Origin of the sequence: Prevotella sp. HMSC077E09, from assembly GCF_001814685.1 — a bacterium.
Classification (GTDB): domain Bacteria; phylum Bacteroidota; class Bacteroidia; order Bacteroidales; family Bacteroidaceae; genus Prevotella; species Prevotella oris.
This window is the reverse complement of record NZ_KV817587.1, coordinates 1,599-17,641: the sequence shown is the minus strand read 5'-3', so window position 1 is coordinate 17,641 and position 16,043 is coordinate 1,599. Positions and strand designations below refer to the sequence as shown.

The following is a 16,043-nucleotide window of genomic DNA, read 5'->3' as shown; positions in this document are numbered from 1 at the left end:
TATAATGCGTTTTTTATTTGTAGAATGAACGTTCGGAATGATTTATTCTTTATTATTCCATTTCCACGCTTCATAAGCGAGCGCAATGCTCACTATGACCAGCATAGGATGGATAAAGAGCTGCGGAAGCTCAAAGCTGAATATCAGTTCCGTGCTATGTACCGTACAGAACAGGGCTGTGAAGGCGGCGAGACAGAGATGTACCGTCTTATGCCAGCGCTTGCGGGCATAGAGCGAAAGGAGCAATCCTGTCATTGGTATCGTGAGTGAAACAACGGCCATCAATACGAGCATTGACATCGGTGCTACACCATCGTTATAAACGGCAATGTTGGCATTCCAGAAAAGAGGTATCATGTCAGTCAGAGAATGCGCGGACATGCCTGCGACTATGGCAACCCATAGAATTGAAATTTTAAGATTCTTTTTCATCCTTATATGTTTTTAATTTTGAATGTTTAATTACCGGACGAATCCGGCAGGTTTCCTAATGAAGTGCTGTTCAAAGCGGGACAGCGCTTTTTCTTTTCGAGAAGCATTGTCCCGGTGTGGGACAGCGCTTATTCTTTCATTTAAGAGAATGTGCCAACTTTTTTGATACACCCTCAACTCGTTTAGTCGAGTGAAATCACTTTATAGGCACCACTTGGCGTCTTCACGCTTGGTTGCGTGGAACCCTTCCCTGTTGCCATATCGTAACGATAGAATCCTATGCCGTTGTCGGTATGTTCACCGAAATAAATGGAGCTTTCCACCTTGATGATGGCATTGGCAGCCCAGCCGCATGACGCTGGAAGAGGAAGTATACGACCTGTTTTCTTGTTTACGTCAATCTCGTAAGGGACATAACATTTGTTGACGATATAAGTCTGATCGTTGGGATCCTTTACGAGTGAAGGTTTATAGAGGAACGTGTAGATTTTTCCATTGCCGCCATAGGTCATGTACATACCGTAGGAGCCAACTTCCGCGCCTTCGGTTGTTTGCAGGCTCATATAGAAGTCCTTGTCAAAATCCGTTTCTCCCTTCTTGATGCGCAGCAGTCCGTCTTTGTACCCCTTGCCGGGCATAAACTGACACATCATTGCCGCACGAGGTCCCGTGTTGAAATAGATGTTACCGGCTTCATCCATAACAGGCGATGTATGTCCGACCATACCGAGGCTCGTTGCACGGTCATCCTTTATAACCTTTTCTACCTTATCGGTAGCTACGTCAATGACAGCTACTTGAGCAGGCGTCGCAAGAATTTCCTTCATAGACTTTGCTTGGTTGAGAGGGAGGAACAGCTTGCCGTCACGCACAATGCCATTGCCTCCGTCCGGATCTTTATCACCCTCTGCATAGGGAGACAGGTCTATTTCCTTCGTTACGCTCATTGTGCTCGGATTGAACACGATAAGTTGTCCGCGGCTTGCACATGTGACTGCATAAGCTTTGGTATCATTCGCAAATATGATTTCAACCACATTGGGTGAACCCGGGAAGGAAAGTGAACCCACAGGATGAGAAGACAGTTGTCCATTTGCGTTTACTTCGTATTTGTGGAGAGTTTGCTCGCCACCATAACCATACATCGAGCCGGATTGAAGATAAACATACTTTCCAAGTTTCTCCATGAAGAGGTGTCCTGTGGGAAGCGTTATGGCCTTGTCGTAAGACACGGACGTACCCTCGTTGAAATTCTCGAAGCTGGTGATGAAGAAGCTGTTGTCTGATTGTGCAGACATTAGGAAATGATGCTTCTTTTCAGACTGTGGATGGTCGTCATTGTTTTCTGAACAAGATGACACTGTTGTTGCAAACAGCAGGGTAAGACAAGGCAGTACCCAAAAGATTTTTTTGCTTTCATGCTTTTTACTTATGTTTATATTTAGTTAATAATATATTTTATCTTCAAGTGAAATGTGCGCCTTTCCATCGGATAGCGAAATTCTGCCCAGTTTTCACGGTTGAGTAGGTTCCGTATCTCAAAGCTAAGCTGGCAATGTTTGTTGAAAGAATGGTGAACGGCAACGTCCCAACTGTATCTTGCCGGTATAAGCATTGTATTGTTATTGCTTGCTTCCCAGTTGTAGCTGAATTCTTTGGTAAATCCGAACGTAGAGGAAAAGGCTGAAGAAGAAGTCTTGCCCAGCAAACCATCTTTGTGCAGGCGTAATCCGACGTTGCCAAACAGATAAGGCATATTGGGGATTCGGTAGCGGTAGTGAAAATTTTCTCCGCCGCCTACGGCATCCTTTCTCATGTCGCGGGCATCTTGCCATGTGATATTTCCCTGTATGTCCAGCCAGCGGTTCAGCTTGCTGTCGATTTCCATATCCAGCCCCATCACCCGAACCTTGCCGATATTGTCATAAGCCATGTTCATGGAGCTATACATCAGTTTAATCATGTCTTTTGCACTCATGTAGAATGCATTCACCCCGATTCGCACCTGCGGATAAGAGTTGGCATCACTAAGCCATATTGCACCTGCATTGACGTTAAAACTACGCTCCGGACGAAGTTTCTCTGAAGGGAGGAGCAATACTCCGTCACCAAACAGCTCATCGGCTATGGGCATTCTCACGGTTGATTGCACTGAGGCTTTCAGTGTCAGTGCATTATTGGGGAGAAGATGAAATGCCATTGCCTCGCTCCAGCCAATCATTGTGCTGTGGTTGGTCGATGTTTTAAGCTTGTCTTGCAACATGATTGCTTCGGCAAACGGAAGGACTTCCGAGTGGTGACTAAAAAGTTTTACTCCTATTTCGTTGGTAAATTTACCACTGTTTAGATTCAATTTATGAGACAATCCGGATACTATGGCGTGTACCGTACTTGGGTATCCGCTTGTAGGCAGACGCGAGTATTGGTCGGCAAGTTCGTCTTTTGGCATCTTCCGACCATATCGGTAATTGGTGTTCCATGTGATAAGTTGATTGCCACCAATCTTATAAGTCAGGTTGAGTAATTCACGAATGGTAGTATGCCTGTCATGTGAATCGTTTGGAACAGAGCCAATCTCTCCGCGTCCTGAACCGCTTGGGAATCTGTTACCTATGAAATCGTAACAATAATGTGAAGTATCTACTTGATTGACGAGACTAAGACCAACAATGGAATGTAGTTGTGCGGTGAGTTTACCGTTTAAGAAACTTTTCTCAAGACTCAGTGCCGCATTGGCAGAACGTGTCCGCGTAAAGGCATGCTGAATATTATTTTGCACGTTCATCAATCCTCCTTGTATCTCTTTGCGATAGTAGTCGGCACTCAATGTGATGTCAAATCGGTCGAACCATAATTGTTGGCTGCTCACACCCACGTTAAAACCTCCATGCGTGTACGCATCGTGGTCGCGATGGATAATGCGCCCCAATTCAAAAGGAGAAGAAAAACTATAATTGTTTTTAGCATAGTTCATCGTGGCACCGGCGTGGAAAGCCGTTGAGGTCTTGCCAATATATTGCTTCAGTTGCAGACTGCCGATATAGGTATTGTATGATGCTACCTCAAATGCCATTTCCAAATGATTTTTGTTGAAGTCTTTCAGCCGGATGTTCACGGCACCGCCTAATCCGTCACCTCCCAGCCATGCAGGGATGATGCCTTTGTATATCTCCACTTCATCTACCATATCAAGAGGAATGCTGCTGAGTTGAAATTCATCGGAATTTCCCATAGGCATACCATTGACAAAAATACCGACGCGCTTACCGTCCATCCCTTGTACGATAATACGTGAAGCATTGCCCAGTCCGCCTTGTTGAGCTACTTTGATACCTGCGGCATTGTCAAGAATCTCGTTTAATGTCGCAGTCTTGTATTTAAGAGATTGACCATCTATAATGGTAACTGCGGACGGGACTTCACGGTGCTTTTGAGCCTTACTCTTTCCAAACACCAGTACATCAGATAAGATGTTGTTTAATGGCTGTAATTCCACATTACAGCAAATGCTGTCCTTGACATATGATTTTTTATTGAGTATTATGTTACGACTATTATATCCTACATATTGAACAATAATCTTTTTACTGCTTTTTGGAGGAAGTTCCATTCTAAACACGCCTGCATGATTCGAAATTGTTCCGATATTAGTATTTTCTAAAATAATAGAAGCTCCATCTAACGGCAGGTGAGTTTGCTCATCCGTAATTTGCCCATAAACGATTTTTTGAGCTAACATATTCTGCCATGTGAATGAGAAAATTAGCACCAATAGGAAGTTGTGAAAAATATTTTTATTACTCATGATTACTATTAAACTCCATTATTCTTTTGCAAAAAGTACTTGTTCTATTCTTTTTCTCAAAAATGAACAATAGTTAGTTTTGTTCACAAAAAAAAGCGCACCATTCTATGATGAATGATGCGCTTCTATGCTGTTTCAATACAGAAACTCTTTGTATATGATATTTATCCTTTGTCATAAACTTTTTTTAGATGCTGCAAAGTTAGAAATAATGACATTTCTCCACAATACCCAAAAATAGTGATTTCTTATAAAACGCATTATTCAATAATGGGAGATTTCCTTGCTTTTCTCACGAGTTCCCGCCTTTTCTTTAATTCAAAATCTATAATATTATTGCTTTAATTTTGCTATTCGACAATGATTTATTCATCTTAAAAACAATGATTTATGGAATCGAACAACAATGACAATTATGTGCTGGTATTGGAAGACCGCACGGAAGTGAAGAACGAGAAAGAAGCAGGAAAACTCTCAGTGGTCTCTGGGATTGACGACAAAGGCAAGCTCCAAACAACGGAAGCCAAAAACGTGCATCAGGCAGCCTTTTTCAAGTTCAATAACAAGGACGGCTTGTTGAAGAACTTCATGACCAATTTCCTCAAACAGTTCAACGAGCCGTCACGCTTTGGACTTTACAAGGTAGTGGCAAACAACGTGGAGCAAGGTGTGGCATCGCTCCACACCATGCTGCAGAACCGTGAGAAGCCGGAGAATAAGCAGCAGTTGGCAGACAGTCAGGTGCGTTTTGATGATTTCCTGCCCAAGCAGAAGAACGCCACCGCCATCGACGAGTCGAAGATTGATTGGAAGCAGCTCGACAACCTCGGACTTACCCGTGAGCGATTGGAGCAGAGCGGAGAGTTAGACAAGATGCTGAACTGGCAGAAGAGCGACCTCGTTACCATCGCTATCCCTATGGGCGATACGACCATCTATACCGATGCCCGTTTGGCATTCCGTACCGATGGCGAGGGCAACATCGGCTTGGCAGTTCACCCTCTTCGCAAAGAGCCACAGCTCGACTTCCCCTATATGGGACACAAGTTCTCTCCCGAAGAGAAAGAGCAACTCCTTGCAACGGGCAATCTTGGCAAGACCATCGAAATTACACCCAAGAATGGTGAGCCATTTGCCGCCTACATTTCCATTGACCCGCAGACCAATGAACTCATTGCCTTGCGTGCTGACCGTGTGAACATCCCTAAGGAAATCAAGGGCGTTACACTTTCTGATGCACAGTATAAAGACCTTGTTGAGGGCAAAGCCGTGAAAGTGGAAGGAATGACCGCCAAGAGTGGTAAGTCCTTCAATGCCACTCTGCAAGTCAATGCCGAGAAGAAAGGCATCGAGTTTATCTTCGAGAACAAGCAAGGCTTGAAGGAGCGACAGCAGCACTCTCAGCAACAAGGCGCACCACATAAGCTCTGCGGTTTGGAACTCTCCGACAAGCAGCGTGAGGCATTGGATAGCGGTCGCACGCTTTATCTGAAAAATATGGTGGACAAGGAAGGGCAACCTTTTAATGCCTACGTCAAGATGGACAAGGAACAGAACCGCCCCCGCTTTTACAAGTGGAATCCTGACAAGAAGCAGGAGACCGGCAAGGAAAAGGTGGTAGCCGTAGCCGAAGAACACAAAACACAGATTGCCGTAAACAACCAAGGTAAGACCAACGAAGCCACCAAGAACGTGAACGAGCCGTTAAAGTCCGGGCAGACACAGCCCACTGCTGCCCAAAAGCAGAAGCAGGACGAGAAGAAACAACAGCGCCGTGGACGTAAGATGTAACCCTTAAAATAATACCCGAATATGATTACTTGTATTATTGCCGAGAAGCCCTCGGTCGCCAGAGATATAGCCCGTATTGTAGGAGCAAACAATAGGCAAGACGGATTTTTAGAAGGTAGCGGTTATGTGGTAACATGGGCGATGGGACATCTCATCACCCTTGCCATGCCCGAAGCCTACGGTTTTGCTGCCTATAAAGCCGAAGACCTGCCCATTCGTCCCAATCCTTTCCAGCTTATCGTGCGACAAGTGCGCAAGGATAAGGAGTACACGTCAGACCCCGCAGCACTCAAACAGCTCAAAGCTATTCGAGGTTGTTTCGACAGAGCCGACCGCATCATCGTAGCCACCGATGCAGGGCGAGAAGGTGAACTCATCTTCCGCTATATCTATCACCATTTGAACTGCCATAAGCCTTTTGAAAGACTTTGGATTTCCTCGCTTACAGACAAAGCCATTCGTGAGGGACTTGCCCATCTCAAGGCAGGAGGCGCGTATGACAATCTCTATCACTCCGCCAAGGCAAGAAGCGAAGCCGACTGGCTTGTGGGCATCAATGCCAGCCGTGCCCTGTCCATCGCTCGCAAAGGCGGTTACTCTTTGGGGCGGGTACAGACCCCGACACTCGCTATGGTCTGCCGTCGGTACATAGAGAATCGTGATTTTTCTTCCGTTCCTTATTGGAAACTCTCCATCGCAGCAGAGAAAGAGGGCATATCGCTGAAAGCCGTGAGCAGCAGTGCTTTCGAGAATGAAGCCGATGCACAGTCCGCTCTCGCCATGCTTCGCGAACAGAGCCAGCTTACCGTGACTTCGGTCGCAAGAAAGGTAGGACATACGTCGCCACCCCTCTTGTTCGACCTTACTTCTTTACAAAAGGAAGCCAATAGAAAGTACGGCTTTTCAGCAGACAAGACCCTCTCAATAGCACAAAGCCTCTATGAGAAGAAAATCACGACCTATCCCCGCACCGGTAGCCGATACATTAGCGAAGACGTTTTCGAGGAAGTACCCGTCTTGCTTGGCAAGATAGGACAAGGATTATCTTTCTCACTTAACCGCCACTCTGTGGACAACGACAAGGTAACCGACCACCATGCTATCATCCCTACAGGTGAAACTCCATCGGGACTATCGGCAGATGAAACAACTATCTACCAAATGGTAGTCCATCGTTTCATCGAAACCTTCTCTCCCGACTCAGAGGAAGAGCGGATGCAGGTGGAACTTACGGATGGTACAAACACCTTCATTTGGAAGGCGTGCCGAAATATTTCTTTGGGCTGGAAAGCCGTACAGCATAGTACTGGCACGAACGATGAAAAAGGCAAGGAGGACGAAGAACAGACTTTATCCGTATTGCCCAATCTAATAGAAAACGAGGTGTTACCACTGCTTTCTTCAGAAATTACTGTGCACAAGACCAAGCCCAAACCGCTCTATACAGAAGCGACTTTGCTTTCTGCTATGGAAAACGCAGGGAAAGAGGTATCAGATGCAGAAAGTAAAAGAGCAATGGCAGAGTGCGGCATCGGTACACCAGCCACTCGTGCCAATATCATCGAAACACTCATCTTGCGTGAATATATCCGTAGAGAAAAGAAAGCGATTGTCCCTACTGAAAAAGGCTTGGCAGTCTATGAGATTGTCAAAGACAAACGAATTGCCAATGCGGAGATGACAGGAAGTTGGGAACTGACCCTTGCCGCCATCGAAGCAGGACAGATGCCGCCCGAGAAATTCGCGCAAGGAATCAACTCCTACGTGGAGACTATTTGCGAGGAACTCCTCGCCCTTGCTCCACCGATGCAGAAATCATATCCTACTTACCGCTGCCCCAAATGTGGCAACGAAAGTGTGGGCATCTATGCCAAGATTGCCAAATGCAGGCACGAAGGCTGCGACTTCCACATCTTCCGTGAAATCTGCGGCACGTTCCTTTCCGAAGACAATATCCGTGATTTGATAATCACCGGGCGAACGCCCATTCTCAAAGGATTGACGAGTAAGGCTGGCAAAAAGTTCAACGCACGTCTTGTTCTGGGCGAAGACCACGCCACCGCCTTTGAGTTTGAAGGAAAGAAAGGAAAAGCACGAGGGAGATAGTTATTACAGACTCGGAGCTAAAATAAATTAGTCGGAAGATAGGAAAATTTCTATATGACTGAAATTATCTCCCGACTATTTTTCCGCTCCATAAAAAAGAACAACTATGGCATACAATAAGAAAGCAGTCTTGGAGGGCAACACGGAAGCCATCCGTGTGGTCCTTCGATTAGAAAAAGAACGTCGTGAAGCCACCGATGCCGAAAAAGTCTTGCTTAGAGGTTATCAAGGTTTCGGTGGTCTGAAATGCGTCTTAAACCGTTGTGATAATCCCGATGACCTTCGTTATTGGAGTGCATCGGAGCAAAACCTGTTCAAGCCTACCCAAAGACTCAAACAGATGATTTACCGTGATGCCGTCGATGCCAATACCGCTAAACGCTATTGGGAGAGCATCAAGGCAAGCGTACTGACCTCTTTCTATACCGACACCCGTATCGTCTCCGCCATTGCCGATGCCCTAAGTTCCACCGATGTGCAAGTAAGACGATGCCTGGACCCTTCCGCAGGTATGGGAGCCTTTACCGAAACCTTTGCCAAAAGTGCCGGTATGGTCGATGCTATTGAAAAAGACCTGCTGACGGCACGCATCACACAAGCCCTCCATCCTTATGGTAAGGATAATATCTTTGTTCGGCAAGAACCCTTTGAAGCTATCGGTGAATTGGAAGACAAGGACAAGTACGACCTTATCACCAGCAACATCCCATTTGGCGACTTTATGGTTTATGACCGTGATTATAGCAAGGGAGAGAATATCCTTAAACGGGAATCCACCAGAACCATTCACAATTATTTCTTTGTGAAAGGGCTGGACACTATCAAAGAGGGCGGACTTCTTGCATTTATTACCTCGCAGGGCGTATTGGACAGCCCCAAGAATGAAGCCATCCGCCGTTACCTCATGCAGAACAGCCGACTTATCTCCGCTATCCGTTTGCCTTCGGGTATGTTCTCCGAGAATGCGGGTACGGATGTGGGCAGCGACCTCATTGTCCTGCAAAAGCAGTCGGGCAAAGAAATTGGTGAGGGCATTGAGCAGCAGTTTGTACAAACTGCCTCTGTTCCCAAAGGCGATGGCTTTTCTATTGCGTTCAACCATAACTCCCTCTTCGAGGGCGAATGGAAGGATATTTCCCACCGCACGATTGCCACAGAGCGCACGATGGGTACAGACCCTTACGGCAAGCCCGCTTGGGAATATACGTTTGACGGCAGTATCGAGGATATGACTGACAGCCTGCGTACACAACTCTCTTTGGAAGTGGAGCAGCGTTTCGATCGTAAACTCTATGAAACTGGCATACCCATGAACGGGGAGGAATGGCAGGTACACGTGGACAAAATGGTGCAGAAAGTGCAAGAAAACATAAAAACGGAAGGAATACCTCAAGAACAGGAAATCAAGGATAAGGAGGAAAAGAAAGAGGACAAGGAAGATGAAAAAGAAGAAGAAAATGCCTACAATTTGATGCCCGACAGCACCAAGAAGCAACTTCCCAAGCTCTATGCAACGGAAAAACGGCTCATTGGCGACCGCACGGCATACGCTCGCTATTTCTTTCCTATGGGAGCCTATACCGCATATATGTTGGAATACGACCCCAAAGAACGCATCGGTTTTGGTGCCGTAACGATGGGCTATGGCTGGGAACTTGGGTATATGTCCCTTAAAGAAATGGAGGAAGTAAAGGTCAAAGGCTTGGGTATTGAGCGGGACTTATACTTCAAACCCACAAAATTGCACGAGATTGCGGAGCTGGAAGAGATTGTCAGAGGACAATACACCAAAGAACCCATCATTGAGGAAGTCAAGGATGAAAGCCGTCAGGAAGTTCTGAGACCCGTGCAGGAAGACACTCAACCCCAAGAGAATATCGAAGAAGGTAATAAGATAGTGGGAGATGAAGCAAAAGACGAAGCAGAGACAAAAAAAGAAGCACAAGCTGCACAGGTACTTCCAACAATAGAGCCTGAAAATGAACCTGCTCCCGAAGGTGTCCCCGTAATCACCCTTCAAAGACAATATGAGCAGGCAAGTCATGAAATTCGCACGGACGTGGAAGCCCCACGTGAAATGAACGGACAGACGGTATTCTTTGATGAAGACCATCATCCGATTATGGATAGCACCATAGAGACCGAAGCAACGGAGCAGCTCTTGTTTGCCCCGGAAGAGTATAGTCTTTGGACACAAGATGTAACCCGTGTAAATAATGAAATCAAAGAGGCTGCTCAACAAAAGAAGGTCAGCGATAACCAACCGCTTTCTGCGAGCAGGCAACCTAAACCGACAAGAAGTACACCCACCAGTCCCCGCAGAAACAAGAAAACTGCATCGACTCCCGTCAGAGAGCCCTCGCTCTTTGACTTTATGGAGGAAGCCGAGCCTCGTAAGCCACAGCCCATAGCAGAAGTCAAGAAAGAGTTTGACGCTTCACCGCGTCCCTTTCTCTCATCGCCCGACTCTCATCTGAGGGACGGCTCTATTGTCGTGCAGAAAGGACAGGTCGGTTTTCTCTCTGACTTGAAACGGCATCCTACCTTCAATCCGATGGACCTGCCCTTTGCCCAGCTCTCACGGCTGAAAGCATACATTGAGATTAGAGAAAGTTATCACCGACTCTATGATTATGAGGCGAACAACCAAGCGGAGGACAAGGAAGAGCGTGAGAAACTCAACCGGCTTTATGACGGCTATGTAGGTCGTTGGGGGTACTTTAACCAGAAGGGAAACACCGATATCATCAAGATGGATGCCACCGGAGTGGAAATGCTGTTTTTGGAACGCTCCGAGAACGGCAAATACATCAAGGCGGACATCTTCGACCATCCGACGGCTTTCTCCACCTCCGAGCTTTCCATTGCCGCAGACCCGATGGAGGCATTGGGCGCATCACTCAACAAGTACGGTACGGTGGAACTTGATTATATGAGCTCCCTGCTTCCCGATATGGAAGAGAGTGATATGCTTTCCGCCTTGGAAGGACGCATCTTCTTTAATCCCGAAGAGGACGGCTATGAGGTAGCCGACAAGTTCATTTCAGGCAATGTGATTGAAAAGGCGGAGCGTATCGAGTCGTGGCTCTTGGAGCATCCAGAGCATGAGGAAGCGAAACAGAGTCTGACTGCCCTGCGTGCCGCCACGCCAACGCCCATTCCCTTTGCTGATTTGGACTTCAATCTCGGTGAACGCTGGATACCTGCTAAAGTCTATGGTAGGTTTGCCTCGGAGTTTTTCGGGACGGATATTAGCGTATCCTACCATTCCAACATGGACGAGTACAGCATTGTCTGCGACCGAAAGAATGCCAATATCTGGCACAAGTATGCCGTACAGGGGGAGTTCCGCCGTTATGATGGCATCAATCTCCTCAAGCACGCCCTGCACAATACCATTCCCGACATCAACAAGAGTAAGGAAGTGACGGACAAGGTTACGGGAGAGAGGAAGACCATTAAAGTAAGGGACGGACATGCCATCCAGATGGCGAATGCCAAGATTGAGGAAATCAGACAGGGCTTTGTAGATTGGCTCGGACGTACGCCCGACACGTTCAAGGAGCAGTTATCCGACCGTTACAACCGCCTTTTCAATTGCTTTGTGCGACCAAACTTTGACGGCACGCATCAGACTTTTCCCGACCTTGACTTGAAACGGTTGGGCATAACCGACCTATATAAAAGCCAGAAGAATGCCGTATGGATGCTCAAGACCAACGGCGGTGGTATCTGCGACCACGAGGTGGGAGCGGGCAAGACGCTTATCATGTGTACGGCAGCATACGAGATGAAACGCTTGGGATTGGCGAACAAGCCGATGATTATCGGACTGAAGGCGAATGTTTTCGACATTGCAGACACCTTCCGCAAGGCTTACCCCAATGCCAAGGTTCTCTATCCGGGCAAGAACGATTTTAACAAGCAGAACCGCCAGCGTATATTCAACGACATCAAGAACAACGATTGGGATTGTATTATCTTAACGCATGAGCAGTTCGGTATGATACCCCAAGCCTTAGAAATACAAGAGGCTATCTTACAAAAGGAGAAAGACTCTGTAGAAGAAAACCTTGAAGTATTGCGCCAACAAGGAGCAGACATTTCCCGTGCCATGCTCAAAGGATTGGAGAAACGCAAGCAGACCTTGGAGGCGAAGTTACAGGGTATTCAAGACAGCATAGCCGAGCGCAAGGACGATGCTGTGGACTTTAAGATGATGGGCATTGACCATCTCTTTGTAGATGAGAGCCATCAATTCAAGAACTTGATGTTCAACACCCGCCACGATAGAGTGTCGGGATTGGGCAATCCTGACGGCTCACAGCGTGCGCTCAATATGCTCTTTGCCATTCGCACTATACAGGAGCGGTCGGGCAAGGATCTGGGGGCAACCTTCCTTTCGGGAACGACCATCAGCAACTCACTGACAGAATTGTACCTTCTGTTTAAGTACCTGCGCCCACAGGCATTGGAAAGGCAGGGTATCAACAGCTTTGACGCGTGGGCGGCGGTCTTTGCCAAGAAATCAACCGACTATGAGTTTTCCATCACGAATGAGATTATTCAGAAGGAACGCTTCAGAACATTCATCAAAGTGCCGGAAGTTGCCTCGTTCTATGCGGAAGTATAGGAGTTGGAAGCAAGAAAAGGAGAAGAATGCGTATCTGATTGAAATAGAGGATATATTGCCTTCTTACTCATTGAGTTGCATCAAAGGAAATAGGCTAAGAAAGGAGTGAAAAAGCAAGAGTTCAGTTACCAAATCGTTCGAGAAACGATGAAAGGAAAAGAACAGCTAAAAGTGGTAACTAAAACGGTGATTCCTCTTTCATTATCAATGTTTTGCATCACTCAAAGTTTCTCTAAGAAGTGTAATTTTGCAAGCAAAAAAACAATGGAAAAAGAAAAAATGAAGCTGCTTTTCTACCTCAAGAGAGGTACGCAGGACAAAAACGGGAAAAGTCCCATCATGGGACGCATCAGTATCGGTCGCTCAATGGTTCAGTTCAGTTGCAAATGTGCCTGTACACCCAATCTATGGGACAGTCGCAAACAAAGACTTGTGGGCAAGAGTTCCGAAGCCGTATCAGTGAACAGGGAACTTGACCGACTGCAAGTAAGTGTCTGTAAAGTTTATGAGATACTTTTAAAGAAGTCTAATGTCTCAGTAAGGGCAGAGCAGGTAAAGGAACTTGTTTTCGGGTTGAATAGCGGATCGCAGGGACTACTTCATCATACGGACGAGTATATCAACCGCTTCCGTGAGCGGGTGGGTATAGACCGCAGTGAAAGAAGACTGAAATGTCTGCTGCTCTTCCGTAAGCATCTGGCAAAATTTCTCAGACATCGCTACCACGTGGACGATATTCCCGTGCAAAAAGCCGATACTGCCCTTATCAAAGACTTGGAGGAGTATTTTGCCAAAGAAAAGGGGTTTAAACTCAACACTTCGGCTGGTTATCTTACTATGCTGGCATCCCTACTCAAGGACCTACACAAACGGCACATCATAGACATCTATCCTTTCATTGCTCACTCTATCCGCTGGGACGTGGGTACACCCCGATACATCACAAGGGAGGAAGTAAACAAAATAGCGGCATTAAGCGATAACGAACTGCAAGGCTACGAGCAGGTATCAAGGGATATGTTTCTCTTTTCGTGCTATACCGGTCTTTCCTATACGGATGTATACCACCTCACGGCAGAGCATATCATCCACGAGTCTGGTATGGATTGGATACGCAAGTCGAGAGTGAAGACGGGCAACCTATGCTACATTCCGCTATTGCCCGAAGCATCCGCCATCATCGAGCGGTACAGGGGTATCCATACAAGGGCGTTCCGTCACGAACCTCCCAAAGGGTATCTGCTGCCCATACCTGGCTGCGATACGGTGAACATACACCTCAAAAAGATAGCACGGCTTTGCGGTATCACAAAGACACTGACCTTCCACATGGCTCGCCACACCTTTGCTTCGCAGATGACACTCTCTGAAGGCGTGTCTATCGAGAGTGTGTCAAAAATGCTCGGACACAGCCAAATAAAGACCACACAAGTGTATGCAGAGACTTCTCCAGAGCGTCTCTTTCGGGATGTGGAGAAGATTCTCCCTCTCATCGCACAATATCGTTTAATCAACTAAAAGTCCAAGAACAATGAAAAGTACATTTTCAATTCTATTCTATATAGACAGAAGCAAGACAAATGAGAATAACGAGTGCATTATACGCTGCCGTATCACCTGCAACGGTGCGTCTGCTTCATTCTCAACAGGATTGCACACCTCTCCCGATGATTGGCAATCAAAGATAGGACGTATAAAAGTGGCAGCTAACAGAGCGAATGATGTCAATCATCAACTGGACTCAATAGATAAACGACTTCACGCACTCTATGAACTCACGTTAAGAGAAGAGAACTACATCACGGCAGAATATCTTAAGGAGCAGTTCCTACATCAAGGAAAACCTACCCCTACACTCATAGAGCTTTACCAAGCTGTCTGCGAAAGTAAGGAGGAATTGCAGGGTAAGACTATAGGAAAGGCTACCGTCAGGGCTTTTAGGGACAGCAGGAAGAGCTTTGTTCAATTTCTGAAAACAAGGGGGAATGAGGATTGTCTTCCCAAAGAAGCCGACAAGGACCTAATAGAAAGCTACCGTCTGTTCATGCTTAGGGACTTAGGAAACAAGGAGAGCACCGTCTCCAACCGTCTACGCCACCTGCATCAGGTTATTAGAAAGGCACAGCAGGAGCGATATATCCATGCAGACCCTTTTGAACTGATAGATATAGAAACGCCCACCTACGAGCGCAATACCCTCACTTCTGACGATTTACACAAACTTCTCTCATATCGCCCTCACCGCTCGGTGGACAACCATTGCAGGCTCATCTTCCTCTTGGGCTGTTTCACGGGGCTAGCTTTTTCTGATTTAAAGAAACTACGGTTGGACGATGTTTACACACTTGACGATGGGCGCAGGTACATATCGCTCTGTCGCACAAAAACTCAGAACAGAAGCATTGTTCCTTTATTGCCCATTGCCGAAGAGATACTCACCATTGTCAACGATGGACGAAAGGAGGGTTTGCTCTTTCGTGAGTTTCCCACGAATAGCCATTTCAACCGCAAGATAAGGGACATCATCATCAAGGCTGGACTCCCATCTCATACCGAAGCCACCTCGCACACGGCACGACATACCTTTGCCACGACCATCTGTTTGGAGAACGGCTTACCGATAGAAACCGTCAGTAAGATGCTCGGACACCGCTTCATTTCCACCACTGAACTCTATGCAAAGGTTAGCAAGAGCAAGATTGCACGGGAAATGCAGCCACTCATGGGTAGCAACACCACAAGGGAACTGCGAAAGGCCTTGCGTGTTTGTCCACCAAGAAAGCCAAGAATATGATAAAATGATTTTTTCTTAGACCGTTAAACAACCATCATTAAGTATCAACACTGAATAAGGACAAAATGAAAAAGAACAACAAACAGGAACTTTCCTACTTTCGGTTGAAATTAAGAAGTTATATGAGTGAGCATCACCCCGAGAGATTGCAAGATACGGAGTTTATCAATGCACGGGCAGATATGGCTCTCACAGTTTACTGCGATGTCGTGGCGCAAGGCTTCACGCACCCCGAAGCGGAGAGTATGGCAAGTGAGGTCTTGTATCAGGGCTTGCACTTTTCCAAGTATGATACGCTTGTATCCGTGTTGGAAAACGAGTTTGAAAGGGAACTTCCTACACCGCTCCCAGAGAAACTCGTACCTATACTGTTGTCGAACAAGGCTATTCAAGCCACATTCGACAAATTCGGTTTGACGGACACATTGGCTTCTGACGAGCAATACGGCCGTCTTTACACCGAACTCACAGGCACGATAGTG

Annotated in this window: 9 protein-coding genes; 6 read left to right on the top strand and 3 right to left on the bottom strand. The window is 46.6% G+C overall.

Features of this window, described 5'->3' with window-relative positions; all coding sequences use genetic code 11:
• Positions 1–42: 42 nt before the first annotated feature.
• The 3 genes from HMPREF2983_RS11095 to HMPREF2983_RS11085 all read right to left on the bottom strand — a co-directional run bounded on the left by HMPREF2983_RS11095 (position 43) and on the right by HMPREF2983_RS11085 (position 4,171).
• Entirely contained in the window at positions 43–432 is a 390-nt protein-coding gene (locus HMPREF2983_RS11095) for a hypothetical protein (protein ID WP_106042318.1), read from the bottom strand.
• 182 nt (positions 433–614) lie between these two features.
• Positions 615–1,730 carry a YncE family protein gene (locus HMPREF2983_RS11090; protein ID WP_025065556.1) on the bottom strand — a complete coding sequence of 372 codons (1,116 nt, stop codon included), beginning with the start codon at positions 1,728–1,730 and terminating at the stop codon, positions 615–617.
• Between the two features lie 143 nt (positions 1,731–1,873).
• The gene (locus HMPREF2983_RS11085) at positions 1,874–4,171 is read right to left on the bottom strand and encodes a TonB-dependent receptor (protein WP_159105370.1); all 2,298 of its coding nucleotides are present in this window, start codon (positions 4,169–4,171) and stop codon (positions 1,874–1,876) included.
• Positions 4,172–4,627: 456 nt separating this feature from the next.
• On the opposite strand from HMPREF2983_RS11085, the gene HMPREF2983_RS11080 reads away from it, so the two are divergent.
• The 6 genes from HMPREF2983_RS11080 to HMPREF2983_RS11055 all read left to right on the top strand — a co-directional run.
• The gene (locus HMPREF2983_RS11080) at positions 4,628–6,028 is read left to right on the top strand and encodes a DUF3945 domain-containing protein (protein WP_025068262.1); all 1,401 of its coding nucleotides are present in this window, start codon (positions 4,628–4,630) and stop codon (positions 6,026–6,028) included.
• A gap of 21 nt (positions 6,029–6,049) precedes the next feature.
• A complete protein-coding gene (locus HMPREF2983_RS11075; protein ID WP_025068261.1) occupies positions 6,050–8,134 on the top strand; it encodes a type IA DNA topoisomerase in 2,085 nt (694 codons plus the stop codon).
• 106 nt (positions 8,135–8,240) lie between these two features.
• Entirely contained in the window at positions 8,241–12,767 is a 4,527-nt protein-coding gene (locus HMPREF2983_RS11070; RefSeq protein WP_070668410.1) for a DUF2958 domain-containing protein, read from the top strand.
• Between the two features lie 264 nt (positions 12,768–13,031).
• Positions 13,032–14,285, top strand: coding sequence for a site-specific integrase (locus HMPREF2983_RS11065; RefSeq protein WP_045167307.1), 1,254 nt, complete (start codon positions 13,032–13,034; stop codon positions 14,283–14,285).
• A 13-nt stretch (positions 14,286–14,298) separates the two neighbouring features.
• A complete protein-coding gene (locus HMPREF2983_RS11060; protein ID WP_070668407.1) occupies positions 14,299–15,561 on the top strand; it encodes a site-specific integrase in 1,263 nt (420 codons plus the stop codon).
• Between the two features lie 65 nt (positions 15,562–15,626).
• Positions 15,627–16,043: DUF1896 domain-containing protein (locus HMPREF2983_RS11055; RefSeq protein ID WP_070668404.1), on the top strand; the 417-nt coding region annotated here is incomplete at its 3' end.

Coding starts and splice junctions, on each gene's coding strand:
- HMPREF2983_RS11095 (WP_106042318.1), bottom strand. CDS start 432: ATGAAAAAGAATCTTAAAATTTCAATTCTATGGGTTGCCATAGTCGCA.
- HMPREF2983_RS11090 (WP_025065556.1), bottom strand. CDS start 1,730: ATGTCTGCACAATCAGACAACAGCTTCTTCATCACCAGCTTCGAGAAT.
- HMPREF2983_RS11085 (WP_159105370.1), bottom strand. CDS start 4,171: ATGTTAGCTCAAAAAATCGTTTATGGGCAAATTACGGATGAGCAAACT.
- HMPREF2983_RS11080 (WP_025068262.1), top strand. CDS start 4,628: ATGGAATCGAACAACAATGACAATTATGTGCTGGTATTGGAAGACCGC.
- HMPREF2983_RS11075 (WP_025068261.1), top strand. CDS start 6,050: ATGATTACTTGTATTATTGCCGAGAAGCCCTCGGTCGCCAGAGATATA.
- HMPREF2983_RS11070 (WP_070668410.1), top strand. CDS start 8,241: ATGGCATACAATAAGAAAGCAGTCTTGGAGGGCAACACGGAAGCCATC.
- HMPREF2983_RS11065 (WP_045167307.1), top strand. CDS start 13,032: ATGGAAAAAGAAAAAATGAAGCTGCTTTTCTACCTCAAGAGAGGTACG.
- HMPREF2983_RS11060 (WP_070668407.1), top strand. CDS start 14,299: ATGAAAAGTACATTTTCAATTCTATTCTATATAGACAGAAGCAAGACA.